Source organism: Saccharospirillum impatiens DSM 12546 (assembly GCF_000423605.1).
Classification (GTDB): Bacteria; Pseudomonadota; Gammaproteobacteria; order Pseudomonadales; family Natronospirillaceae; genus Saccharospirillum; species Saccharospirillum impatiens.
Genome location: NZ_AUIH01000022.1, coordinates 49,672 through 74,024, shown reverse-complemented (window position 1 = coordinate 74,024; position 24,353 = coordinate 49,672). Strand labels below are relative to the sequence as shown.

At 56.6% G+C, this 24,353-nt stretch carries 20 protein-coding genes; 8 read left to right on the top strand and 12 right to left on the bottom strand.

All coding sequences use genetic code 11. The annotated features are described in order from the left end of the window. Position 1 precedes the first annotated feature (1 nt). Entirely contained in the window at positions 2-1,051 is a 1,050-nt protein-coding gene (locus tag G565_RS0112215) for a chemotaxis protein CheB (RefSeq protein WP_051207843.1), read from the top strand. Between the two features lie 37 nt (positions 1,052-1,088). Continuing rightward, positions 1,089-1,559 (top strand): chemotaxis protein CheW, encoded by a 471-nt coding sequence (locus G565_RS0112210; RefSeq protein WP_028671176.1) that lies wholly within the window; start codon positions 1,089-1,091, stop codon positions 1,557-1,559. Positions 1,560-1,653: 94 nt separating this feature from the next. On the opposite strand, the gene G565_RS0112205 is transcribed toward G565_RS0112210, so the two are convergent. Further along, positions 1,654-4,506 (bottom strand): class I adenylate cyclase, encoded by a 2,853-nt coding sequence (locus G565_RS0112205; protein ID WP_028671175.1) that lies wholly within the window; start codon positions 4,504-4,506, stop codon positions 1,654-1,656. A 299-nt stretch (positions 4,507-4,805) separates the two neighbouring features. Between G565_RS0112205 and G565_RS0112200 the strand changes: the two genes are divergently transcribed. The 4 genes from G565_RS0112200 to cdd all read left to right on the top strand — a co-directional run bounded on the left by G565_RS0112200 (position 4,806) and on the right by cdd (position 8,184). Then, a complete protein-coding gene (locus G565_RS0112200) occupies positions 4,806-5,540 on the top strand; it encodes a response regulator (protein WP_028671174.1) in 735 nt (244 codons plus the stop codon). Continuing rightward, positions 5,540-6,976, top strand: a complete 1,437-nt coding sequence (locus G565_RS0112195; RefSeq protein ID WP_028671173.1) for an ATP-binding protein — start codon at positions 5,540-5,542, stop codon at positions 6,974-6,976. Before G565_RS0112200 ends, G565_RS0112195 begins: the two co-directional genes overlap by 1 nt. Positions 6,977-7,066: 90 nt before the next feature. Continuing rightward, a complete protein-coding gene (gene deoD / locus G565_RS0112190) occupies positions 7,067-7,783 on the top strand; it encodes a purine-nucleoside phosphorylase (RefSeq protein ID WP_028671172.1) in 717 nt (238 codons plus the stop codon). Then, the gene (gene cdd, locus G565_RS0112185; protein ID WP_028671171.1) at positions 7,780-8,184 is read left to right on the top strand and encodes a cytidine deaminase; all 405 of its coding nucleotides are present in this window, start codon (positions 7,780-7,782) and stop codon (positions 8,182-8,184) included. Before deoD ends, cdd begins: the two co-directional genes overlap by 4 nt. A gap of 101 nt (positions 8,185-8,285) precedes the next feature. On the opposite strand, the gene G565_RS0112180 is transcribed toward cdd, so the two are convergent. From G565_RS0112180 to G565_RS0112135, 10 genes are all read right to left on the bottom strand, one after another. Beyond that, positions 8,286-9,032: a TrmB family transcriptional regulator gene (locus G565_RS0112180; RefSeq protein WP_028671170.1), complete on the bottom strand. Its 747-nt coding sequence runs from the start codon at positions 9,030-9,032 to the stop codon at positions 8,286-8,288. Continuing rightward, a complete protein-coding gene (locus G565_RS0112175) occupies positions 9,029-9,748 on the bottom strand; it encodes a ferredoxin reductase domain-containing protein (RefSeq protein WP_157600072.1) in 720 nt (239 codons plus the stop codon). Before G565_RS0112175 ends, G565_RS0112180 begins: the two co-directional genes overlap by 4 nt. Positions 9,749-9,819: 71 nt before the next feature. Then, the gene (locus G565_RS27220; protein WP_211227171.1) at positions 9,820-10,242 is read right to left on the bottom strand and encodes a hypothetical protein; all 423 of its coding nucleotides are present in this window, start codon (positions 10,240-10,242) and stop codon (positions 9,820-9,822) included. Between the two features lie 104 nt (positions 10,243-10,346). Next, on the bottom strand, positions 10,347-11,810 hold the full coding sequence (ubiD, locus tag G565_RS0112165; protein WP_028671168.1) for a 4-hydroxy-3-polyprenylbenzoate decarboxylase: 1,464 nt from the start codon (positions 11,808-11,810) through the stop codon (positions 10,347-10,349). A 718-nt stretch (positions 11,811-12,528) separates the two neighbouring features. Continuing rightward, entirely contained in the window at positions 12,529-12,909 is a 381-nt protein-coding gene (locus G565_RS0112160; protein WP_028671167.1) for a gamma-butyrobetaine hydroxylase family protein, read from the bottom strand. A 42-nt stretch (positions 12,910-12,951) separates the two neighbouring features. Continuing rightward, entirely contained in the window at positions 12,952-14,292 is a 1,341-nt protein-coding gene (hslU, locus tag G565_RS0112155; protein WP_028671166.1) for an ATP-dependent protease ATPase subunit HslU, read from the bottom strand. Positions 14,293-14,303: 11 nt separating this feature from the next. Continuing rightward, on the bottom strand, positions 14,304-14,822 hold the full coding sequence (gene hslV, locus G565_RS0112150; RefSeq protein WP_028671165.1) for an ATP-dependent protease subunit HslV: 519 nt from the start codon (positions 14,820-14,822) through the stop codon (positions 14,304-14,306). A gap of 150 nt (positions 14,823-14,972) precedes the next feature. Then, on the bottom strand, positions 14,973-15,614 hold the full coding sequence (locus tag G565_RS0112145) for an SPOR domain-containing protein (RefSeq protein ID WP_028671164.1): 642 nt from the start codon (positions 15,612-15,614) through the stop codon (positions 14,973-14,975). A gap of 2 nt (positions 15,615-15,616) precedes the next feature. Beyond that, positions 15,617-17,302, bottom strand: a complete 1,686-nt coding sequence (argS, locus tag G565_RS0112140; protein ID WP_028671163.1) for an arginine--tRNA ligase — start codon at positions 17,300-17,302, stop codon at positions 15,617-15,619. A gap of 328 nt (positions 17,303-17,630) precedes the next feature. Then, positions 17,631-19,835: a primosomal protein N' gene (locus G565_RS0112135; RefSeq protein ID WP_169579647.1), complete on the bottom strand. Its 2,205-nt coding sequence runs from the start codon at positions 19,833-19,835 to the stop codon at positions 17,631-17,633. 178 nt (positions 19,836-20,013) lie between these two features. Here G565_RS0112135 and rpmE point away from each other — a divergent pair, with 178 nt between their 5' ends. Then, a complete protein-coding gene (rpmE, locus tag G565_RS0112130) occupies positions 20,014-20,229 on the top strand; it encodes a 50S ribosomal protein L31 (RefSeq protein ID WP_028671161.1) in 216 nt (71 codons plus the stop codon). A gap of 219 nt (positions 20,230-20,448) precedes the next feature. Then, positions 20,449-21,696 carry a malic enzyme-like NAD(P)-binding protein gene (locus G565_RS0112125; RefSeq protein WP_028671160.1) on the top strand — a complete coding sequence of 416 codons (1,248 nt, stop codon included), beginning with the start codon at positions 20,449-20,451 and terminating at the stop codon, positions 21,694-21,696. 85 nt (positions 21,697-21,781) lie between these two features. Here the strand turns inward: G565_RS0112125 and G565_RS24000 are convergent, their stop codons facing one another. Beyond that, on the bottom strand, positions 21,782-24,319 hold the full coding sequence (locus tag G565_RS24000) for a penicillin-binding protein 1A (protein ID WP_169579646.1): 2,538 nt from the start codon (positions 24,317-24,319) through the stop codon (positions 21,782-21,784). Positions 24,320-24,353: the final 34 nt, after the last annotated feature.

Here is a 24,353-nt window from a genome sequence, read left to right as displayed (position 1 = left end):
TATGAATGCAGTGGCGGCGACCGGGACAGCGTCTCAGCACAGTCGGGTCGGTATCATCGCCGACACGCCGCTGATACAGCACCTGTTGCAGGAAGTTGTTGTCGGAGCGGGCTATGACGTGGCCGTTAATACCGATCCGGACCGCCTTAAGCCCGCGCTGATGCACAATGAAACCATTCGTGTCTGGGTGGTTGAGTTGGAGAAACACGATCAGTGGGATGACTTTGTGCAGTCGTTACTGGAAAGCACGGAGTCGCCCATTCTGTTTGGTGACGGGGTAATTCCCGCCCGTACCCATGAAGACTATCCGCGCTGGCAACGGCGCATGCAGGAAAAGCTGCAGGCGTTGGCACCGGCAACCCAGCCTCCAGCTCAAGCTCCCATCTTCGATCTTGACCGATTGCGAGCGACCCGACCACCACCGGTTTATTCGTTACCGGAGTCGTTGCAGCAGGCTCCCAAAACAGAGCTTGGGCCGATTTGGGTGTTGTGTGCTTCGTTGGGAGGGCCCGAGGCCGTCAAACAATTTCTGGACGTACTGCCGGCAGAATTGCCCGCAAGCTTTCTGTACGCGCAACACATAGATGCTGGCTGTGTCGACGCTCTGCAGCAATCGATTGGGCGTCATACTCGGTTGAGTCTCGTGCATGCTGACCATGGCCGGCAACTGGAAAACGGGCATGTGTACCTGGTACCGGTGGATAATGAGATCCGGTTTACCGACAATCATGGCATCGTGTGGCAAAACAATGCCTGGTCGGGACCTTACGGACCGAGCCTGGATCATTTGCTGAGTAATGTGGCTGCACACTTTGGTGCTAGGGCACACGCCATTGTGTTCAGTGGCATGGGCAGTGACGGCGCGATCGGCGCCGCCGATATCAGAGCCGCTGGCGGAACCGTCTGGGTGCAGGCGGCTAACAGCTGTGTGCAGAGCTCAATGCCTGACTCGGTTCAGGAGGTTGGCGTTGCCGATGCTCAGGGAACCCCGGTGGAACTGGCCGAAAAACTTTTGACCTGGCTGGCTGAGCGAATGGCTCAGGTAGCCTGAAGACAGTGCCGCAGGCGTGGCAACAAGGTGATTAACGATGAAAACAGTAGCGCAAACCGATCAGGATGCCATTGTCGCCAGTCTTCTGGTGCCCATGCAGCAAAAGAATCTGCTGGTGCCCAATGTGTCCATTGCCGAAGTGGTGCCTCGCTCCGAACTGGATCAGGCCGACAATGCGCCACCCTGGCACCTGGGCCATTTGCACTGGCGCGGTGAACGCATTCCGGTGATCAGTTTCGAAGTGGCCAACAGTCAGGTGCGCGGACAAGACGCGCGCGATGCCCGTATTGCCGTGTTCAACGCCGTGTCGAGCCAGGCAAAGAGCCGTTTTTTCGGCATGCTGATTCAGGGCATTCCACGCATGGTGAAACTCGGTGATGCCGACGTACGGGAAGACAGCCAGGCGGCGATGGCCCAGGCAGAGAAGATGGCGGTGATCACCCAGTTGGGTAAAGCCAGTATTCCCGATCTGGAATACCTGGAGAGCCTGGTTGCCCGGGTTAATTAATTGAATCCAATGCGTCGGTCAAACTGGCTCTATCGGATTGAACCCTGCTCCCTAGACTTTTCAACAACCCATTAGTAACCAGAGTGTACCGGGCTCAAATGAGTCGCATCGCATCGTTTATGCGCTGTTCCAGGCGCAACTTGGCGCGCACATAGTGCAGGGTCTGCGCCTGTCCATAGGGCAGGCTGGCGATGATCCGGTCGGACAGGGCGAGGTCAGTGATGTACATAGGGTATCGTAACCCCTGGGCGCGCAAGCCAACGATGTAAGAAGCGACCGCCGAGTAGAATCGGTCGCCAAGTTCCAGCGTACTGAACTCTTCTTCATTGCAGATCATCTGATATTCGTATTGCCCCTCACCATGACGGTCCATGAACGCCTGAATGTTGATGAAGCGGTTTTCCTGCAATAGCCCCTGCAAACGCTGGCGCTTCAATACGGGCAGTTTGCTGCCTTCCTGAGTCATTTCGAAACAACCGATGCTGCGCTGATTCAGGTGAATGGCGTTTTCTTCACTGCGCTGGCGATGTTCGGAGATTTTCAGAAAGCGCAGTAACGGAGCCAGCAGCGTCGATACGTTGAAAAAGGGCTGTGTAAATTTCAATACTGAGGCGTGTTCATCAAGTAGATATACCGTCGCCTGGCGACCCGTAACCTGATACACCACTAGTAAGCCACCGTCGGTTGGTTGCGCGGACAAGACCACTTTTAGATGATTGCGATGGGACTCAAACAGTCGGTCAGGGTAGATAGCAGAGCGTTCGGCCTGCTCGGTTCCCAGCCAGTCGATCAGTGCCGTTTCGGAATCAAAGCTGACCGGTTTCAGTTGCTTGTCGCCCAGTTGCATGCCCTGGTACTGGTCGCCCAGATTATACAGGAACCTCAGGCTATGGCCCTGGTAAGCGCGGTTGGCCGCATTGATGGCATCGTCGAACAGATCCTGAACCCGTTTGCCAATCGACTGGGGTCGTGTTTGATTGTGGCAATAGGCTCGTACCTCAGGACGTCGGTTGGCGATTTGTTTCGCCAGTCTCGACAGTAGAAATTGCAACGCCTGAGTCAGCGAGTCGGCCTGGGAAAAGCGTTCTACGGTGATTTCACCCCAGGAGTTTTCAACCACCACATCCAAAGTGCCGACCAGGTTTTCCCTAAGAGCACTGAAATCGAGGCTGTTACTGCGTTCGGAAATTTTTTGCAGGCCGCGCCGCGTCAGATGTTGCAGCGGGTCGAACCCCAGGTTGATGAACAATAGCACTCGCTCTATCTGAGCGGGTTGCGAGTAAGTGTGATGCGGCTTCTCGAGGCTTGCCGATGGCAGTACCTGACGCAGGGTCGCGAGCGTCTTGCGCACTTCAAATTCCGTTGCCTGGCCTTGTTGGCTGAATATTGGAATGTGCAGGTGCGCATCGAGCAGGCCGTTCAGGTGGCACCACAGCAAGGCTTCAAGCAGGCCGGGCGCTGATTTGAGTGGTGTTTCCTGATCCGTATCGGCCCCTGGTTCACGGGTGTACACGGCCCAGAAGTTGTCGCCTTCGGCTCGCTGGCTCGGGCGTTCATAAATGCGCACTTTCTCGTAGCTGAAGTCGACATCCTGACCGAAGCGAATAAAGTCGATCTTGCCTCGGCGCCGGTCGAAAGCGGCATGCAGTTTTCGGCTGATGATCAGCAGATCTTGCTGGCTCATCAGGTGGTTGCTCTGATGCTCGGCGGCAAACTGGGTCAGGAACCGGTAGCTGTGCGTCAGTTCACCGACCAGTAATTTGCGTTCGCGCATCACGTCGGTCACCGACCAGCTCCGATGTGAGTCCAGGTGTGTGACCTCGGCGGACGTCCAGCCCCATTCAGTGACCAGTTGCTGCATCAACTGGCGTCGCCAGCTCTGAGCCCTTGCAGGTCGGCTCAGGGCGATGCCTACTTTGAAATAGAGACAGCGGCGCACCAGCGCCAGACGATCAGCCTCCTGACGTTCTGTCAGGTAGTTTTCTATGCGGCGGTAAAGCTGAATATAGGGATCCAGGTCGTTGAGCGTTAGAAAATTGTTGTAGATTGCCGACTTGAATTGGTGGGCCAGGCTCGTGACGGTCGGGAATTCGCGCGCGTAGACTTCCAGCAGCAGCAACTTCAGCACTGACTTGTGAGGCGACTCAATGCCTTTGTACAGCTGCCACATCCCCGCGCCAATGAATTCTCCCGGCGGTAATGAAGGCAGGGGGCCAAAATTGATTTGTTCGTCGCGACGAATCAGACTTTTAGACTGGTAGTGCTCTAGCAGAGCGTCGTGTTCGGTTTCGCGATCACTGGGGACCAGCCACCAGGCGGGGAGGGCGCCGGCTAGCCATTGGCCGGTTCGATAGAACTCATCGAGCAATAAAAAGTGCTGGGTTGAACCGCAATTCTCACCCGTCAGTGAGCGTTGATCGCTGCCTTGAAAGTGCTGGGCGTTCATCAGAAAAATGTGAACTTCAAGGTTGAACCCTTCCGCCCAGGCACTGATGGCGCGGGCTTTTTCCTCCAATAAGAGCATCTGACTGCGATCGATATCGGGTTTGTAACACAGCCAGAGGTCGAGATCCGAGGTGGTCGATTGGGCCACGCTGCCGCTGGAACCCATCAGATAGAGGCCCATAAGCTGAGCATTGTAGTTGCGCAACTGCGACGCTTTCAGCGTGCGATTAAACGCCAGGGCGAGCGTGGTGGCGGCATTGGAAGGCTGATATTGAACCAGCCCCGAGGGCACCGAAGGGTCCTCAAGGTAGCCGGGCAGCCCGGGCAAATGGCAGTGAAACAGCACCGGCAGTAAGTCCAGACATTGTTGCTGGCGCACCTGCAGGCTGTCACGCAGGCGGGCCAGGCGACCCTCATTGACCGTCAGGAAGCGACGCTGTGTCTCCAACAGGGCTTCCCGGGTGGCATTGTCAGGGGTCAGGACGGTACTGGATTCGGTCACGGATTTGGGCTCTGCAGCTAGGCATGGGACGGCATGTCGTGTTTGGGATACCGTTTCTGGTAACCATTCTGCAATGGTATCGGCAGATTGTGAACTGGCTCAACATTCAGTGTAGCTGAAACCGGGTGATTTCCTAAAGGGTCGGGCATCGTTTGTCGCTTCAGCTGTTATACTTTGTTACAAAGGTGGCCGGGCGGAGGGGGTACACTCTGGCCTGCGTCAGCCAGCGCCGATGCGCGGCGACCGATCTTCGGTGGCGCATTGATCGAATCCTGTCTTACCGGTGAAGTGGATCAGAGATGCAGACAGAACAACAAAAGCGCATCCTGGTTGTGGACGACGATGAAGACATCCGCGACCTGTTGAAAGAATACCTCGAAAAAAACGGTTTTTCGGTGATTTCCGCTGCCGATGGCCAGGCCATGCGTCAAATCTGGCCGGCACAGCGACTTGACCTGATCGTGCTCGATATCATGATGCCGGGTGACGATGGGTTTACTCTGTGCAAGGAGATTCGGGCTCGTTCCCGGGTGCCGATTATCATGCTGACCGCCGGCTCTGACGAGACCGACCGTATTATTGGCCTGGAACTGGGGGCTGATGACTATGTCGGCAAACCGTTTAACCCTCGCGAGTTACTCGCCCGCATCAAAGCCGTGCTGCGCCGCTATGAAGAGGGCGCTGAGCATCGGTCGGGTCTGGATGGACAGCAGCGCCTGCGTTTTGGCAACTGGTCGCTGGATGTTACCAACCGGGAACTGACCAGCCCCGAAGGTGATGTTCAATCGTTGAACGGTGCTGATTACAACCTGCTGCAGCTGTTTTTGTCGCGCCCGGGCGAGGTGCTCAGCCGGGATGATCTCAGCCTGCATTTGCGTGGTCGAGATGCCAGCCCCTTTGACCGGTCCATCGATGTACAGATCAGTCGCCTGCGCGGTCGCCTTAATGACGATGGCAAGTCCCCTCAGGTTATCAAAACAGTTCGCGGAGCGGGCTACATACTCACGGTGCCGGTCGTCGTGGATAACGGTTAATGCTGGGTTTCACCTCACTGTACAGTCGATTGCTGGTATTGATGGTGCTCGGGCTGATCAGCGCTTTTGCCATCAGTAACTATGTCTGGCTGTATTACCTGGAGCATCAGCGAGAGTCGCAAGCAGAGTCCATGGCCCGGGATCTGGCGTTTTCCATGGGTTCCACCATTGAATTCATTCGTGCCTATCCGACCGAATACCGACACCTGATCATTAACCAGCTCCGGGACATGGGTGGCTCCCGATTCCTGGTTTCGGTCAATGATGCGTTTATCAACGTTAACCCGGTGCGGCCTTCGGGTGCCAAAGACCGGTTTCTGGCAACCTTTAACCTCGCGATTGAAGAGAAGCTTGGGCAGCGTCTGTCGGAACTGAGCGCTACCTTTGCTGACCCGCGGCTGTTAAATGTCTACAAGAATGACGTTTTGCTGGTTGATTTGCCGCCACGCTGGGCTCAGAACACCCTGATACTGGAGCCCGATCCGCCACCTGTCATCGTCGCTCAGGTGCCAATCGGGGAAGATGAGTGGCTGTATCTGGCGGGCTTGCTTCCCGATCCGTTCTTTTTCAACCAGACGGAGTACCTGGACCGGGGGCAACTGCTGTTTCTGGTGATTCTGATGGTGATTCTGGTGGTGATTCTCTGGGTGGTGGTGCGCTGGCTGACCCGGCCGCTGTCGAATCTGGCTGCCGCTGCCCGGGAACTGGGCACCGATATTCACCTGGCTCCTCTGGCTGAAACGGGTACCCGTGAAGTGAAGGAGACGGCCCGGGCGTTTAACCTGATGCAGGAACGGGTCCTTCGCTTTGTCGATGACCGGGAGCGAATGTTCTCAGCCATTTCGCATGATCTTAAAACCCCCATTACCCGCTTGCGCTTGCGTGCTGAAATGATGGAGGAATCTGATACCAAACCACGCATGATCAAGGATCTCGACGAATTGGAGGCCATGGTTAAAGGGGCTCTGGATCTGGGTCGCAGTACCGATGTGCATGAAGACACCCAACCGATCGACATCAATCAGTTGGTGCGTGAACTGGTTGAGGATCTTGAGCTTCTTGGTTATGACCCGGAAATTAGGGGCGAAGCCCGTCGCGCCTATTACGGCAAGCCGCTGGCACTGAAGCGGTGTTTGTCCAACCTTGCCCACAATGCGGCTTTTTATGGCACCCAGGTGGGAATCGATATTGTTGACAGCCGTCACGAACTGAAACTGTATATTGTCGATAATGGTCCGGGCATACCCGAGGAAAAACTCGACAGTGTTTTTGAGCCTTACGTGCGCCTGGAAACCTCACGCAACCGCAATACCGGCGGAGCTGGGCTGGGTCTGAGTATTGCCCGTAACATTGCCCATGCTCATGGTGGGCAGCTGCGGCTGCGCAATCGAATCGGTTCGGGTCTTGAAGCAGCGGTTTTGTTGCCGCGTCGATGAAAGTAATGGCCTAATCCCGGCTTGGCTTGACGGTCTCAATTGGCTATAGTCACGGAACTTGAACGATTGGTCAGATTACAAGAGGTGCTTATGTCTACTCCCCACATTAATGCCAAGCCCGGCGACTTCGCAGAAACCCTGCTGATGCCGGGCGACCCGCTGCGTGCCCAATACATCGCCGAAACTTTTCTGGATGACGCGCGACGGGTGGCCGATGTGCGCAATATGTATGGCTACACCGGCACCTACAAGGGTAAGGCGATCTCTATTATGGGATCGGGGATGGGCGTACCGTCGATGTCGATTTACGCCAAAGAACTGATTACCGACTACGGCGTTAAAAACATCATTCGCGTGGGCACCTGCGGCGGCGTTGCTGCTGACATTAAACTGCGCGACGTCATTATAGCCATGGGTGCCAGCACGGATTCGGGCGTTAACCGGCAGCGCTTGCGTGGCTACGATTTCGCTGCCCTGGCTGATTTCGGTCTCATGGAAAAAGCGGTTGCGGCGGCCCGGGCCGCCAGTATTCCCGTCCGTGTCGGCAATGTGTTCACTTCAGACCTGTTTTACTCTCCCGATACGGAGCTGATGCCGGTACTGGAGAAAATGAATGTTTTGGCTGTCGATATGGAAGCGGCCGGTTTGTATGGCGTCGCGGCTGAATACGGCGCCAAAGCATTGACCGTTATGACAGTCAGCGATCACATCATTCGCGGTGAAGCAACGTCGGCCGATGAGCGCCAGACAACGTTCAACGACATGATTAAACTGACGCTGGAAGCCACCCTGAGTATCGATGAATGACTGCTCCCTCGGTTGAACTGAAAGCGGCCGCTAAAGCGGTCGCGGCCAACGCCTATGTACCCTACAGCCAATTTCCGGTTGGAGCTGCGCTGCGCACGCTCAGTGGCGATGTGTTTTCCGGGTGCAACATTGAAAACCGCTCTTACCCATTGGGAATGTGCGGTGAGCGCAATGCCATTAATACGGCCGCGGCCACCGGTGTCCGTCCGGGCGACATTGCTGAACTGGTCGTTTTTATGCCAGGCGAGCATTTGTTTTCGCCCTGTGGTGGCTGCCGTCAGGTGATAGCCGAGTTTATGCCGGCTGATGGCGTCGTGTGGGCAACCAATGACGGCGAGGCATTCAAGCGCTGGACGGTTGCCGAGTTGTTGCCGGATGGCTTCAGTTTCGAGGGGTTGTGAGGCCATTGTCAGCCGTGGCAGGAACTCTGCTACCCACCTGAGTGGAAGAACGCTCTCCTACCACACCGTTTTTTGTCCTGAACGCGCCCTATGGGCGCATGTTACAAACTGTCCCACAGGGTGTTGAAAATAACTTGCTGAGTGTTGGCGATGGTCGGGGAGTTGATGACCACGGCAGTGGGCAGGTCACCGTGACTCAGCGAAATCATCGCCACCTTGGGCGGATAGATGGCGATGTAACTGCCAGCCCGATCACTGGACGGTTCGTTGATCCACTTACGATCGGCCAGAGCCGCCTCTTCACCGCCTTCGCCGATGGCGATTACCTTAACCTTGATGCCCATCTTAACCCGCTGGCGGGTGTAGTTCGGAAACGGGCGGTACAGATATTTGCGAATTGCCTTGGCTGAATAAATGCAGTAGCTGCGGTTTTCCTGCTCGCTGACCGTTGACAGGATGTCTTTCAACACCAGCTCAATACCGTCGTCTCCCTCATAATAATGCACATCGGCATTGCCGGTGGCAGGGCGCAAATGGCTCAGTTCGGGAATGACTTTATCGTCCAGCAATTCCAGCGCTTCGGTAACCTGTTGCTGGTGGTTAAGCGCCAGCTCCCTGAGGCGTTGCGGCGGTTCGGCGCTGAAGTGTCGGCGTTTGCCTTTGGGGAAATAGCTGACGACGCCTTTCTGTTGCATGCGCTTGAGCAGTTCATGGGTGGTGCCCCGGTTGATACCTGCCCGGTCGGCGATGTCCCTGATCGAGGCCGGCCCCGACTGCAACAGCGCCAGATACAGTCGGGTTTCTCTGGGTTCCAGTCCGAATATCTGGAGTACATCGGCCGTATTCATTGGGCTTCTCGCGGAGCGAACATAAACACATCGCTGAGCATGGCATCCCGGCGGAAGCCTTTGTCGCACAAACTGTCGAGCACGGTATAGACCATGGCCGGCGAACCACAGCAGATGGCCTGACACTGGTTCAGGTCACTGTGGTCCCCCAGAATGCTGTGTACCAGCATCTGGTGTTTGTCATCCCAATGACTGTGTTCTGAGATCAATGCTGAGACATGGATGTTGTCGTGCAGGTCAGCCCAGTTCTCGGCCTTCTGCAGCATATACAGCTGACTCAGACGATGGCCTGACCAATACAGATGGATGGCACGGCGGGTGTTCTGTGAGAGCAGGTCCTCAACGATGGATTTGACCTGGCTAAAGCCGGTGCCGGATGCAATAAGCAACAGCGGGCCGGTTTCACTTGGCAGTTTATCGAGCCGGCAGTCGCCTCCTGGAGCGGCCAGTTCAACCGAGTCGGCATCTTTCAGGTAGTCGACCAGAGCGTCGGCCTGATCGGTACCGGTTTGAACATGCAATTCCACGCAGGGGCTACTGGGGCTGCTTGCGATGGTGTAGTAGAGGGAGCTGAAACCGGGGACCTTGAGCTCGGTAAACTGACCGGCGCTGTAGGCATAGGGGTTGAGCGGCTTGAGCTGAACCATCCAAACGCCACCGCTGAGCTTTTTAAGGTCGTGTAATGTTGCGGTGGTCGTCGACGTCGCTTGAGACACAGCTTGGCTCCATTTGGTTAATGTCAATGGACATTATACACAGTGGAGTTGCCCCGGTGGAACCGCCGCTTTCAGGCGGCGAGACGATGTTCCGGTGAGCTATCGCGCTGTTCGATCAGAGTAAATGCCCTGGGCTGGGTACCGTCAAACTCAACACTGAGGCGTTGTGAATGCTCCAGTTGCTGAAGCTGTGGCCAGATATCGGCCAGCACCGTCTGAATGTAGGTGTCACCGGCGGTGAACTCGATTGACCGACTTACCGTCGTCTGGCGAGACAGCTGCCATAAATGCACGACATCAATCAGCACAATAAACCCGTTCAGAATAGCCACCGGCCAGGAACTGATCAGCAAGCCGTAGCTGGCAAACGAGCCGGCCCCGACCAGGTTGATCCAGCGCAGTTTGCGGATGTCGCTCATCATCAGAGACACAGCAATCAGTGCCGACCCCAGGTAGCCGTAAAGTTCCAGCCAGTTCAGTTCCAAACCGTTCATCAATTTGCCTTGAGTTATAAAGTTGACTTAATGGTCAGGATTATAAAGGCATATCCTGTTCTATCCAAGGGGTCCCTGAGCAATGCTGTGTTCAATAACTGGCACTAAAAGCCCAGTTCCTGCATCAGAGTGTCAACCCGGGCGGACACCTGAGGGTCCTTGACGATGGCTCGCCCCCATTCACGGTCGGTCTCACCGGGCCATTTGTTGGTCGCATCCATTCCCATTTTAGAGCCAAGACCCGCCACCGGACTCGCGAAATCCAGGTAATCGATCGGAGTATTGTTGATCATCACCGTATCCCGGCTCGGGTCCATGCGGGTGGTGATGGCCCAGATAACGTCGTTCCAGTCGCGAGCATTCACATCGTCATCGACGACAATAACGTATTTGGTGTACATGAATTGACGCAGGAAGGACCAGGCGCCCATCATCACCCGCTTGGCATGACCGGGATACTGCTTTTTCATGCTGATGACGGCCATGCGGTAAGAACAGCCTTCGGGTGGCAGATAAAAATCGACTATTTCCGGAAACTGTTTCTGCAGAATCGGTACAAAGACCTCGTTCAGCGCCACACCGAGTACGGCTGGTTCATCCGGTGGGCGGCCGGTAAAGGTGCTGTGATAAATGGGATCCGTGCGATGCGTCAGTCGCTCAACCGTAAACACTGGAAAGCGTTCGACTTCGTTGTAGTAACCGGTGTGGTCTCCGTAGGGGCCTTCATCTGCCATATCATCGGGGTACAGGTACCCTTCGAGAATAATTTCCGCACTGGCGGGCACCATCAGGTCATGGGTCTTGCATTTGACCAACTCGGTTCGGCTGTCGCGCAGTAAGCCGGCAAAAGCGTACTCCGACAGGGAGTCTGGCACTGGCGTCACAGCGCCTAAAATGGTCGCCGGATCAGCACCCAGCGCCACGGCAATGGGAAACGGCTCGCCTGGCCGCTCTTTCTTCCAGGCCTGAAAATCGAGTGCACCGCCACGATGCGACAGCCAGCGCATGATCAGCTTGTTCTTGCCGATGACCTGCTGCCGATAAATGCCAAGATTGGTTCGGCCGCCCTTGGGGCCCTGGGTAATCACCAATGGCCAGGTTACCAGTGGCGCGGCATCCTCCGGCCAACAGGTCCAGATAGGCCATTGCGACAGGTCGACATCGGGCCCTTCCAGCACGACTTCCTGACAAACGGCTTTTTTTACGGTTTTCGGCGCCATCGACAGTACTTTTCGGACCAGGGGCAGTTTGTCCCAGGCGTCTTTAAGCCCTTTGGGCGGGTCCGGCTCTTTCAGGTAGGCCAGCACCTTGCCAATCTCTCGCAAGTCAGCCAGCGACTCTGCACCCATCCCCATGGCCACCCGCTCGGGTGTACCAAACAGATTGCCTAGCACAGGTGTGGAGTAACCCGTTGGGTTTTCAAACAAGAGGGCGGGGCCCTTTTGCCGCAACACCCGATCACACAGATCGGTCATTTCAAGATGGGGACTGACCGGCTGAGTCACGCGTCGCAATTCACCGCGTGCTTCCAGCCCGGCGAGAAAGTCTCGAAGGTCTCGGTATTTCATCGGATCCGGATTGCCTGCTCAAAAAGGAAAGACCGAATGCTAATGCATTGGCGGCTGGATGACGAATGCGATGAGGCGGTGGTGTCGTGTTCTGAGTTAGAAATTCGGTGGCTAATCGATAAGGAGTCAGCCTGTACTGATGTGCCGGGAGGGCCACCGGGTACGTCTACTGACGGCACGCCGTAAACCCATCCCTGGGGGCTCGGAGACAGGATATGAATCCCATCCGTGGGATTCACCCTGCGGGCTCGCTGCGCTCATGCTAAAACGCTCCCGGCGTTTTAGTCCATGCGGTCTAACGGCCGCCAGTAGACGCACCCGGCAGCCCTTTGATCATCTCTGGTCGAATTAACACGAATTTCTAACTCAGAGCACTTACTTGGGCGGTTGCGCAAAACTTAGTACCCGGTGCCAGGCACGAACGAATGGCAGCGGACTTCCCCGCATAGATAGACCCAGTACCCGACACTCTTTTGGGTGCGAACTCCGAACCTTGAGTCACTCAGAACACTATCTTGGGAGGCTAATCGTAACCATGATACTAAGTGACGGTCCCCGGGTAAGTCTATCCGGGGTAGACCACAGCATGGATGCTGTGGTCTAGGCTCCAGGGAGGGATTTACGCCGAGCGAGTGTCGCACCACCCGTACAGGCTTACCCGGTGGCTGGCACGAGCTCTCGGCTCCCAGTCCAACTCAACGTTCAACCACAGACTTTATTACAACTGCTTGGCCTGAATGAACTGGGGCTCCCGGCTGGAACCGGCTTTGGTCAGTTTGTCGAGGTAGGTTTGCCAGTAGTTAGCTTGTTCATCGCCCAGTTTGCGCAGGTAGGTCCAGTCGTAGAGGCCCGAGTCGTGGCCGTCGTCGAAGGTGATCTTGATCGCGTAGCGACCGGTTGGTTCGATGCCGGTGATGCTGACGTAGCGTTTGCCGACCTGCAGGACGTCCTGGCCAATGCCATGGCCGCGCACTTCGGCCGAGGGAGAATGTACTCGCAGGAATTCGGCGCTGAGCCGGTGTTCGGTTCCGTCGGCCCAGGCGAGCTCAAGTTGGGAGGCTTCTTTGTGGTAGGTGATGCGTTTTGGTGCCGAGCTCATGGCAGGGTCTCCGGGGCGGCGGGCAAGCCGCCGCCCGTCTGATCAGAGGATGAAGCGGCTCAGATCTTCGTTCTTGGACAGTTCGCCGAGGTATTTGTCGACATAGGCCGCATCGATGGTGACCTTTTCGCCACCCATTTCGCTGGCCCGGTAGGATAAATCCTCGAACAATCGTTCCATGATGGTGTGCAGGCGACGGGCACCGATGTTCTCGGTGTTTTCGTTCACCTGAAACGCCGTGTTGGCCAGCGCTTCTATGGCATCATCCGTGAAGTTGATGTTGAGGCCCTCGGCCTGCATCAGTTCCTTGTATTGCTCGGTGATGCAATAGTCTGGCTCGGTCAGGATGCGTTTGAAATCATCCGGTGTCAGGGCATTCAGCTCTACGCGGATGGGCAGGCGGCCCTGAAGTTCCGGAATCAGGTCGCTGGGTTTGGCGAAGTGAAAGGCACCGCTGCCGATGAACAAAATATGGTCTGTGCGGATCATGCCGTATTTGGTGGTCACCGTGCTGCCCTCGATCAATGGCAGTAGATCGCGCTGTACCCCTTCACGGCTGACATCGCCACCACCCCGGTTTTCGGTTTTGGCGATCTTGTCGATTTCATCCAGAAAAACAATGCCGTTCTGCTCAACGGCCTGCACGGCTTGTTGACGCAATTCATCTTCGTTGACCAGTTTTGCTGCTTCTTCATCGGTCAGCACGCGCATGGCGTCTTTAAGCTTCATTTTTCGCTTTTTAGTGCGCTGTTTTCCCATGTTGGAGAACATGTTCTGCAGTTGGCTGGTCATTTCCTCCATTCCCGGAGGGGCCATAATCTCAACGCCGCCTGCCTGCTCAGCAACCTCCAGCTCAATTTCTTTGTCGTCCAGTTCGCCCTGACGGATCTTCTTACGAAAGACCTGGCGTGTGCTGGAATCGGTTTTGGAAGGTTCTGCTTCTTCGTTTTCGTTGTAGCCACCCCGGGCCGGGGGTAGCAGTATGTCGAGAATCCGGTCTTCAGCGGCATCTTCGGCTCGCGGCCGGGCGCTGAGCATTGCCTGTTCACGGAACATTTTGATCCCGGTCTCGGCCAGGTCCCGGACAATGCTCTCCACATCGCGGCCAACGTAACCGACTTCGGTAAACTTGGTGGCTTCGACCTTGATGAAGGGCGCATTGGCCAGCTTGGCCAGACGCCGGGCGATTTCGGTTTTACCGACGCCGGTAGGGCCGATCATTAAAATGTTCTTGGGGGAAATCTCTTCGCGCATGCGCTCATCGAGTTGCATGCGACGCCAGCGATTGCGCAGAGCGATGGCCACGGAGCGTTTGGCCTGATCCTGGCCAATGATGTATTTGTCCAGTTCGTGAACGATTTCGCGCGGGGTCATGGTTGACATCAGGTACCTCGTTACAGCGCTTCAAAGACGGCGTTGTGATTGGTGAATACGCAAATATCGGCTGCGATATCCAGTGCTCGCCGCGCGATGGCGTCAGCGTCCAGTTCGGTGTTTTCGTGCAACGCTCTCGCCGCGGCGAGCGCATAGTTGCCACCTGAGCCAATGGCTACGATGCCGTGCTCGGGTTCCACCACATCACCGGTACCGGAAATCACCAGGGTGGTTTCCGTATCCGCGACCACTAACATGGCCTCCAGTCGGCGCAGCGCCCGGTCGCTGCGCCACTCTTTGGCCAGCTCAACGGCGGAACGGGTGAGGTGACCGCTGTGTTGTTGCAGGTGGCCTTCGAACTTTTCAAAGAGGGTGAAAGCATCGGCCGTCCCGCCGGCGAAACCAGCGATGACTTTGTCGTGATACAAGCGGCGTACTTTGCGCGCGTTGCCTTTCATTACGGTATTGCCCAGGGAAACCTGGCCGTCGCCACCGATTACTACGGCGTTGTCGCGACGCACGGAAACAATCGTCGTCATCTCTACATCCATTGAGGCTTTGTCGGGTATGTGGGGGCAGGTGTTGGATTTCAAAGTGTTGGCGGGGCGTAAAGGCGGTCAGATTACCGGTGAGCTTTGGGTTTGAGGACCCCGAAGTGAATCCAGGGTCGCGGCTTCAAGTGGCTTATCTCAATTGACGTTTCGTACCATCACCTGATGATCAAGCTCCACCAGTACATCCTGAGCCCGGTTGAGACGCGAGCGATTGTCAAAGGGGCCGACCATGACGCGATGATAGATTCCCCGGTCACCGAGGTCGACCGTGGTCAGGTGCGCTTCGGTCAGGCCATTAATGATTAGCTCGGCCCGCAACCGGTCTGCATCGGCGACCCTGGAAAATGACGCGACCTGAATGATCCAGCGTTCGCTGGCGGTCGGCGTGGCTGGCGCTTGAGTGCCTGAGGGCGCATCGGTGCTGCTGGCTGGGGTATCTGTTTGTGGCCTGGGCAGTTGAATGGGGACTTCGTCGTCACGCAGCAACCGGTAGAACTCGAACGCCTGCTCCAGTGATGGGGTTGCCGATGCTTCTGCTTCTGCCTCCGGGGCTGGTTCCGGGTCTTCCGGAGTCGCTGAACGCGATGGAATCTGTATTTGCTGAACACGGTCGCGCAAGGCCTGGGCCCCCTGGCCATCAGCCGGGATCTGGCTAAGGTAGGTCAGGAAACCGACAAAGGCCACGGACGCCAGGGTAGTGAATACCCAGACCCAACGCGGTATGCGGCTGCGTTCCGGCGGTGGCGGCGGTGGCTTATTGGCGAAATCGCGCGCCATAGTTACATGCTCTCCGGTGCACTGACGCCGAGCAGATCCAGGCCATTGGCCAGTACCTGACCGACTGCGACGGCAAGTGCAACCCGGCCATTGCGCAGCTCAGCGTCGTCGACCAGCATACGGTTGTTGTTGTAGTAGGCGTGGAACTGACTGGCCAGGTCTTTCAGGTAGGTGGCAATGCCCGCGGGTTCCAGTGACTGGCCAGCGTGGGCGACGGCTTCCGGATAGCGCCGCAGCTGAGTCATCAGGGCGCGCTCATCGTCCAGCTCCAGCTGTCCCAGGGCGTCGATGCCCTGTTGCTGGTTGTAGCTGTGACCGTCCTGTTCGAGCTTGCGCAGTAATGCCTGAACCCGTGCGTGGGCGTATTGAATGTAATAGACCGGATTGTCGTTGCTCTGGCTGCGGGCCAGGTCGATGTCGAAGGTCAGTTGCGAATCGGCCCGGCGGGAGACCAGAAAATACCGGGTCGCGTCGCTGCCGACTTCGTCAATCAGGTCGCGCAGCGTGACATAGTCGCCCGCCCGTTTTGAGATTTTAACTTCTTCGCCGCCTTTGGTGACCATGACCATCTGGTGTAATACATAGTCCGGGTAGCCTTCCGGGATGCCCAATTGCAGGGCTTGCAAGCCCGCTCGCACCCGGGTAACGGTACTGTGGTGGTCGGCACCCTGTTCGTTGATCACACGCTTGAAGCCACGGTCGAACTTGTCTTTGTGGTAGGCAACGTCTGGCAGAAAGTAGGTGTAGCCGCCGTCCCGCTTGCGCATGACGCGGTCTTTGTCGTCTCCGAATTCGGTGGTTTTTAACCAGAGCGCGTCGTCCGATTCGTAGGTGAAACCTTGTTTTATCAGGCGCTGAACCGTTGCTTCAACCTTGCCATCGTTGTATAGCGAAGATTCCAGAAAGAAGACATCGAACTGCACGCCAAAGGCTTTCAGGTCCAGGTCCTGCTCGCGGCGCAGATAGGCGACGGCAAACTGCTGAATCGCGTCGAGATTGTCTGCATCGGCCGCGCCAGTGACGTGCCGGTCGTCGGCATCAATGGTGTCGCCGTCCATGTAGCTGTTGGCGACGTCGGTGATGTAGTTGCCCCGGTAACCGTCGGCCGGCCAGGTACTGTCGTCCGGCCCGAGGCCTTTGGCGCGGGCCTGGACTGACAGGGTAAGGTTTTTGATCTGTGCGCCGGCGTCGTTGTAATAGAATTCCCGGGTAACCTCCCAGCCATTGGCGGCCAGCAAGCGGCACAGCGAATCACCAACTGCCGCACCACGACCGTGACCGACGTGCAGCGGACCGGTGGGGTTTGCAGACACAAACTCGACCTGAACCTTTTCTCCCTGGCCGCTGGCGTTGCGACCAAAGACGGTACCCTGACTGAGAATGTCGGAAACGATTTCAGCGCTGGAAGCACCCGCAAGAAACACATTGATAAAGCCTGGCCCGGCAATCTCGACCTTGTCGATCAGGGTATTTTCCGGAATCGCGGCAATGATCTGTTCGGCCATGGTACGGGGTGGTTGGCCGCAGGGTTTGGCCAGAGTCAGGGCAACGTTGCTGGCCAGGTCACCGTGGGATTTGTCACGGGTATTGTCGACCATGATGCGCACCGGGTGTTGCTCGGGAATAACGCCGCTGGACTTCAACTGGCTAACAGCCTGGTTCAGTAACTCGGCAACCTGATCTTTCATTGTGTACGAAACTCCCGTTTATAACGTAGGCGGAACTGAGGGCGCTCACCCGGCTGGGCGGTGGAGGCGATTTGAATGTTGGGCATTATCCATGAAACCCCGGCCGGACTCCACCGCTGCTGGTGTTGTCACCATGAGTCGCCGGGCAGACAACTCGTTTGGGTTGGCTGAGTGGCATTGGTCCGCAACGGCCACCGGGCGAGCTCCTGAGGGGTCGGCGTAAATCCGTCCCTGGAGCCTAGGCCGCAGCATCCCTGCTGCGGACTACCCCTCAGGAGCTCACCCGGCAGCCGCTGCTTGTCTTCTCAGTGAATTCAAAAAAATTGAGTTACATCAGGTCAATCGGGTCTATGTCCAGATGCCAGGTCAGGTGACGTTGTTGGCGCGGGTAGTCAGCGACCAGCGGTTGCAGTGCAGAGTGCAATCGGCTGCGCTGGTGGCTTTGCACCAGCAGGGTGAAACGGTGCTTCCCGGCTCGGCGTGAGAGCAGCGCTGGTAACGGACCAAAGACACGAATGCCGGGTTCAGCCAGTAGCCGCTGTGCCATTTCCTTCAGAAGTTGCTCGGCTCGTTGCGGGTAGGCGCTGTCGCTGCGCAGACAGGCGAGGAAGCCAAAGGGGGGCAGCCCTGAGCGTTGACGTTCAGCCAATAGTTGAGTGGCGAACGCGGGGTAGTCCTGTTCCAGCAAAGGGGTAAAAAAGGGGTGGTCCGGATGGAAGGTTTGCAGCACGACTTCGCCGGCCAGATCGCCCCGACCGGACCGGCCGGATACTTGTACCAGAAGTTGCCCCATACGCTCACGAGCCCGGAAGTCGGCACTGAACAGGCCTGCGTCCATGTCGATGATGCCCACCAGGGTAACGCGCTCGAAATGGTGGCCTTTGGCCAGCATTTGGGTGCCCACCAGAATGGCAGGGCCTTTGGCCTGGGCGCGACTGAGCTGTTGTTCCAGGTCGCGCGCGTTGGCGACCGAGTCGCGGTCGAAGCGAATGATGGGGGTGTCCGGAAACCAGGACGCCAGTGCTTCTTCGGCTCTTTCCGTGCCCGCTCCCAGGGGCGTCAGGTCGGTTGAGCCGCAGTCGGGGCATTGCTGGTGCGGTTGCTCCTGGTGACCACAGTGATGGCACAGCATCTGGTGGCGACCCCGGTGGTAGGTCAGTCGAGCGTCGCAGAAGGGGCAGTCCGACATCCAGCCGCACTGGCGGCAGAACCAGGAAGGTGCATAGCCACGCCGATTCAAAAACAGCAATACCTGGTTGCCGCCTTCAAGGTGCTGGCGAACCCTGTGCAACAGGCGCTCCGAAACACCGTGCTCCTGTTTCTGCTTGCGCATGTCGATGGTTTCCAGCCGCGCCCGTTTTTGCCCCTGGGCACGTTGCTGCAACTGCTGATGCTGATAGCGGCCCTGCTGCGCGTTGTGCAGAGATTCCAGCGACGGCGTCGCCGAACCCAGCATGACCGGAATGTTCAGCAGGCGGGCACGGTAGATAGCCAGATCCCGGGCGTGGTAGCGCAAGGTGTCCTGTTGTTTGTATGAGGCATCGTGTTCTTCGTCGACGACGATCAGACCGAGATCCGGAATCGGCGTCAGCACGGCCGAGCGTGTGCCCAGAATAATGCTCGCCTCGCCAGCCTGTGCCCGCAACCAGGCATTGGTGCGCTGTTTGTCGGTCAGACCGCTGTGCAGGGCCACCAGGCTATCCTGAAAACGTTGCTGGAACCGAGTCAGGGTTTGTGGGGTCAGGCCGATTTCAGGTACCAGCACCAATACGCGTTTGCCCCGGGCTAACGTGCGTTGCATGGCTTGCAGGTAAACCTCGGTTTTACCGCTTCCTGTTACCCCTTCCAGTAACTGAACCGCAAAATCGGTGACGGGCAATTTTTTCAGAGCTGCTGCCTGGTCCTTATTCAAGACCAGAGCCTCCTGGCGCAGTTGACCTTTTGGAACCCCGGGTACCAGGTGCGCCGGTCGCTGTTTTAACAAGCGCTTGTCGATCAGGCCTTTCCAGTGCGTGCGCTCCATGCCCCTGGCTCGCAGCAAAGCGGGCGTGCTTGGTTGGTTGTCCTTGTCAAGCGTTTGCAACAAGGCCAGCGCTTCTCTCTGGCGGCGACCTTTTAGTTTGTCGGAGTCCAAATGCCGGCCAGCGACGGTGAGTTCCAGCACGGGTTCGTCATTCAGTTGCGCTGTGTCGCCACTGCGTAGAGCGGCCGGTAAGGCAAGCATATAGGCCGGGTGGACGTCGTATAAATAGTAGCGGCTGACCCATTGAGCCAGTTGCTGAACATCGGTACTGAGCAATGGCGAGGCATCCAGAACCCGCAGGATGCTTTTCAGGTTATCGCCGTCATCGGTGCTTGCAGGCCGAACGCTGGTCACCACACCCACTACCTGCCGGGAGCGTAATGGCACCAGACACCGACAGCCGGGTTCCGGTGTTTGGCCAGGCTCAATCCGGTAACTTAACGGACCTTTGAAAGGCCCTGGAACGGCTATGTCAGCGATACTTGGCAGGTATTCAGAAGTGGTTGTCAATCGATCAGACTCTGGTATGATTGCGCTCCCATTTTTGGGGCATTGGTCATGCATAGTTGCTTGTTTGCGGTTACCGCTCAGGCAGCAAGCTGCAGGCATTGTGCCCTGAAGCTGTTTCTTTCGTCAAAGTGCGGTGCCCGGCAATCAAGATCGGGTGGCGGCACAATAGAGGTGACCCATGAAAGCTGATATACATCCGAACTATCTGGAACTGACGGCCAACTGCTCCTGCGGTAACGTCATTAAGACTCGCTCCACCCGTGGCGGTGAAATGCACCTCGACGTTTGCTCGGCTTGTCACCCGTTTTATACTGGCAAGCAGAAGATTGTTGACTCTGGCGGCCGTATCGATCGCTTCAAGTCTCGTTTTTCTGCACGCAAGATCGGCAAATAAGTACAATTTGTCGGTTTAAGCGCATTGCACTGAAAAAGCCCGGCTCTGCCGGGCTTTTTTGTTTGTGGCCGTTGCTGAGCCGGAATTCTGCGATTTCTTGCATGGTCAGCAAGACTGTCGTGCACTATCCTCTATCCCGATTGCTTGAGCGACCCGAGGCGCTTCGTTATGCTTTGCGGGCTTTCCTACCTATCTGCACAATAATAATGGACACCGATCATGTCAGACGAGTTAAAGCGCGACGCGCTTGAATACCACGCCATGCCCCGCCCGGGTAAGCTCAGTATCGAAATAACCACACCCGCTGAAACCTCACGGCACCTGTCTCTGGCCTACAGCCCGGGCGTGGCTGAGCCGGTGCGTGCAATCGCGGAAGATCCGGAAAACGCCTTTAAATACACTATGAAGGGGAATCTGGTAGCCGTTATTTCCAACGGCACTGCCATTCTTGGCCTGGGCAATCTGGGGTCACTGGCCAGCAAGCCAGTCATGGAAGGCAAGGCTTTGTTGTTCAAACGATTTGCCAACATCGATTCCATCGACATTGAGCTCGATACAGAAAATGTGGATGAAATCGTTATGGCGGTCTCGCTGATGGCCGAGACCTTTGGCGGTATTAATCTGGAAGACATCAAAGCACCGGAGTGTTTTGAGGTGGAACGCCGGTTGATCGAAAAGTGCAAAGTTCCCATCTTTCACGATGATCAGCATGGCACAGCCATCGTAACGGTTGCCGGAATGCTCAACGCCCTCGAAATACAAGGCAAATCGCTGTCCACCGCCAAGTTGGTTGTGTTGGGTGCCGGTGCTGCCGCCATTTCCTGCTCCCGTTTGCTGGTATCGGCGGGCCTGCCTCTTGAAAATTTGCTGATGATCGACCGCAAAGGCGTGATTCATGCGGGGCGTGACGATCTGAATCAATACAAGCGTGAGTTCGCCAATCCGGTGACTGACGCCCGAACGCTGGATGATGCCATTGAGGGTGCTGATATGTTTTTGGGTCTTTCGGGCCCCGACATGCTCAGTGCTGAACAGTTAAAACGCATGGCTCCAAATCCTATCGTTTTTGCTTGTGCCAACCCGGATCCCGAAATTAAGCCTGAGCTGGCTCTGGCTACCCGCGATGACCTGATCATGGCAACAGGTCGGTCCGACTACCCAAACCAGGTCAATAACGTACTTGGTTTCCCCTTTGTATTCCGGGGGGCGTTGGATGTGCGTGCTACAGCTATTAATGAAGAGATGAAACTGGCGGCAGCCTATGCGATTAAAGAGCTTGCACGTGAAGAGGTGTTGCCGGAAGTAGTGGCCGCTTACGGTGGTGAGCAATGGTCCTTCGGACGCAATTATATCATCCCCAAGGCTCTGGATTCGCGGTTGCTGAACCGGGTTGCCGGTGCAGTGGCTCGTGCAGCAGTGGAGACCGGTGTTGCCCGGTTGCCATTGCCGGATGAGTACAAGCTGTGAAACCGTGTCGTTAACGACAATGTGCTATAAACTAAAAAGGCCCCTCAAGGGGCCTTTTTTATTGGTTTCTGGTGACAAAAGCACTTCAGAAAAGCATTTCCGGTGAAATGGCTTCGCCGCCTGAGTTGTTGTCGTTGCCGTCAGATGAAAAGTCGATGGTGACATCTTCCCGGCTAACTTCAGTCGGTGCTGTGCCTTCTCTGAAAATTTCGAACACAGCATTTGATTGGTTGGGCCGGGCTAGCAAGCCAGTTGCCGGATCTATGCGGATACGCTCAATTCCAACTGGCTGCGACAGGGTGTTACTGCCCTGGCCTGCCAGCGCCGCTTGCATGAACGTAATCCAGGCGGGCAAGGCAGCCTTACCACCAAATTCAGCTTGGCCTAGGCCCCGGTTATCGTCAAAGCCGATCCAGGCCGCGGTCACTACATCTCCGTTGTAACCGCTGAACCAGGCGTCAACCGCATTATTGGTTGTTCCCGTTTTGCCGGCCAAATCGTCCCGGCCCATGGTCGAGTAAGCCACGCGACCGGTGCCGCGGCGAACCACATCTTTTAGCATGGAGTCCATCAGATAAGCGGTTTGCTCCGACATAACCTGAGGTGCATAGCGCGGTTGCAGAGGCCCGACGGGCGATTCAGTGGCAGAGTCGTCTTCGATATTCAGTGTAATGGGGGCGACATTTACGGCTACTGACGCTGCCTGCCCATCAGTGGGCTCTTCAGAAGACTCTAGTTCAAAGGGGCGGGGTGTCTCGGGGCAGTTCTTGCAAACCACTGTGGGATTGGAATCAAAGATGATGTTGCCATTGGCGTCGGTGATGCTGTCAATAAAGTAGGGCTCCACCAGGTACCCGCCGTTGGCAAACACAGCATAGGCCCGGGCAATGTTCATAGGCGATGCTGCAGTGCTGCCCAGAACCAGGGTCATATCGCGCGGCAGCGCATTTTGGTCAAAACCGAATCGCTCGGCATATTGGCGGGCATAGTCGACGCCGATATCCTCGAGGATGCGGATGCCTGATAAGTTGCGGGACTGATACAGTGCCTGACGCAAGGGAATCGGCCCCAGGTAGCGGTCGCCTGAATTACGCGGTCGCCAGACATCCTCCAGTAGAGAGTCTGAGCGCACAATGGGTGCGTCGTTAACAATACTGGCAGGAGTGAAGCCCTTGTCCAGTGCAGCGGCATACACGAAGGGCTTGAACACAGACCCCGGTTGACGGCTGGACTGCACGGCCCGGTTATACTTGGACAGTAGAAAATCAAAACCGCCAACCAGGGCGTTCACACTACCGTCAGAGGGGTCCAGTGACACCATGGCCCCCTGTGCCCAGGGTACCTGAGTCAGCTGCCATTGCCCGTCGGTTTGAACGACACGCACCAGATCGCCAGGCTCGGCGATATCTGCAGCCGCTTCCGGGATGGGGCCCATGCTGTCTTCAGTGATGTAGGGGCGCGCCCATTCGAGTTGGGTAAGTGGGATGTCGACAGGTTCACTGCCGCGTGGCATGACACGCAATGCGTCCTCTGTCGTGGCGACTACCACGGCTGGTGTCAGCCCGCCGTAGCGCGGTGTTCTGTCTATCAACTCACGCCAGCGTGCCAGGGCGTCTTCCTCTGACAGGCCTTCAGCATCGTAGTGATCTTCGGGGCCGTGGTAGCCATGACGACGACTGTAATCAGTCAGGGCCTGACGTATCCCCTGATTGGCGGCGGCTTGCAGGCGAGTGTTCACCGTCGTGTGTACGGTGTAGCCATCGGTGTAGGCGGCTTCGCCGTAGTGCTGAACCATATGGTCGCGCACCATTTCTGCCAGATAAGAGGCGTCGATCTGGGGGCGGTTTCCGCTGAGACCTGCTGTAAGCGGTGACTGAACAGCCGCCTCGTAGGTTGCCCTGGGTATGAAATTCAACTCCGCCATTCGGCCCAGAACCATGTCGCGACGTCGCTTGGCCCTGTCCGGGTTGATCAGTGGGTTCGCGGCTGAAGGGGCCTGGTGCAAACCGGCGATCATCGCTAGCTCGGGTAGAGTGAGATCATTGACGTCCCGGCCATAGTAGACATCAGCTGCGGCCTGAATGCCGTATGCTCGGTAACCCAGAAAATGTTTGTTTGCATAAAGCTCAAAGATCTCCTGCTTGCTGAGTTCCCGTTCCATCTGAAAGGCGAGCAAAATCTCAGTAAATTTGCGGGTAATGGTCTTTTCACGGGTCAGAAAGAAGTTTCTGGCAACTTGTTGCGTCAGAGTCGAGCCGCCAGGGCCGTCAGTTTCCCCGGTCATTAGCACGGTCAGTACCGCCCGGGTGAACCCGGAAGGATCTACGCCCAGGTGTTCCTCGAAATGCTGATCCTCAATCGCGACCAGTGCTTTGACGAATAATGGTGGAATCTCGTCGAACTGAATCGGATTACGACGCTGTTCGCCAAACTCGGCAATCAGCTCGTTGTTGGCGCTAACGACACGCATGGGAGTTTGCAGCTGAATGTCCCGTAAAGTCTGTACGTCAGGTAAAGACGGGCTAAGATACAGATAGACACTGGCTGAAATGAGAACCAGGGCACAAATCAAAGAGAAGAATGCCCACAGAATAACGCCTGTTGATTTGACCAAATACTTCATGTTTTCCCAGTTAAATGAAGGGGTTAGCTGAAAA

What these genes read in the sequence shown, in the direction of transcription:
- G565_RS0112215 (WP_051207843.1), top strand. Translation starts at nt 2, where the DNA reads ATGAATGCAGTGGCGGCGACCGGGACAGCGTCTCAGCACAGTCGGGTC.
- G565_RS0112210 (WP_028671176.1), top strand. Translation starts at nt 1,089, where the DNA reads ATGAAAACAGTAGCGCAAACCGATCAGGATGCCATTGTCGCCAGTCTT.
- G565_RS0112200 (WP_028671174.1), top strand. Translation starts at nt 4,806, where the DNA reads ATGCAGACAGAACAACAAAAGCGCATCCTGGTTGTGGACGACGATGAA.
- G565_RS0112195 (WP_028671173.1), top strand. Translation starts at nt 5,540, where the DNA reads ATGCTGGGTTTCACCTCACTGTACAGTCGATTGCTGGTATTGATGGTG.
- deoD (WP_028671172.1), top strand. Translation starts at nt 7,067, where the DNA reads ATGTCTACTCCCCACATTAATGCCAAGCCCGGCGACTTCGCAGAAACC.
- cdd (WP_028671171.1), top strand. Translation starts at nt 7,780, where the DNA reads ATGACTGCTCCCTCGGTTGAACTGAAAGCGGCCGCTAAAGCGGTCGCG.
- G565_RS0112180 (WP_028671170.1), bottom strand. Translation starts at nt 9,032, where the DNA reads ATGAATACGGCCGATGTACTCCAGATATTCGGACTGGAACCCAGAGAA.
- G565_RS27220 (WP_211227171.1), bottom strand. Translation starts at nt 10,242, where the DNA reads ATGAACGGTTTGGAACTGAACTGGCTGGAACTTTACGGCTACCTGGGG.
- ubiD (WP_028671168.1), bottom strand. Translation starts at nt 11,810, where the DNA reads ATGAAATACCGAGACCTTCGAGACTTTCTCGCCGGGCTGGAAGCACGC.
- G565_RS0112160 (WP_028671167.1), bottom strand. Translation starts at nt 12,909, where the DNA reads ATGAGCTCGGCACCAAAACGCATCACCTACCACAAAGAAGCCTCCCAA.
- hslU (WP_028671166.1), bottom strand. Translation starts at nt 14,292, where the DNA reads ATGTCAACCATGACCCCGCGCGAAATCGTTCACGAACTGGACAAATAC.
- hslV (WP_028671165.1), bottom strand. Translation starts at nt 14,822, where the DNA reads ATGACGACGATTGTTTCCGTGCGTCGCGACAACGCCGTAGTAATCGGT.
- G565_RS0112145 (WP_028671164.1), bottom strand. Translation starts at nt 15,614, where the DNA reads ATGGCGCGCGATTTCGCCAATAAGCCACCGCCGCCACCGCCGGAACGC.
- argS (WP_028671163.1), bottom strand. Translation starts at nt 17,302, where the DNA reads ATGAAAGATCAGGTTGCCGAGTTACTGAACCAGGCTGTTAGCCAGTTG.
- rpmE (WP_028671161.1), top strand. Translation starts at nt 20,014, where the DNA reads ATGAAAGCTGATATACATCCGAACTATCTGGAACTGACGGCCAACTGC.
- G565_RS0112125 (WP_028671160.1), top strand. Translation starts at nt 20,449, where the DNA reads ATGTCAGACGAGTTAAAGCGCGACGCGCTTGAATACCACGCCATGCCC.
- G565_RS24000 (WP_169579646.1), bottom strand. Translation starts at nt 24,319, where the DNA reads ATGAAGTATTTGGTCAAATCAACAGGCGTTATTCTGTGGGCATTCTTC.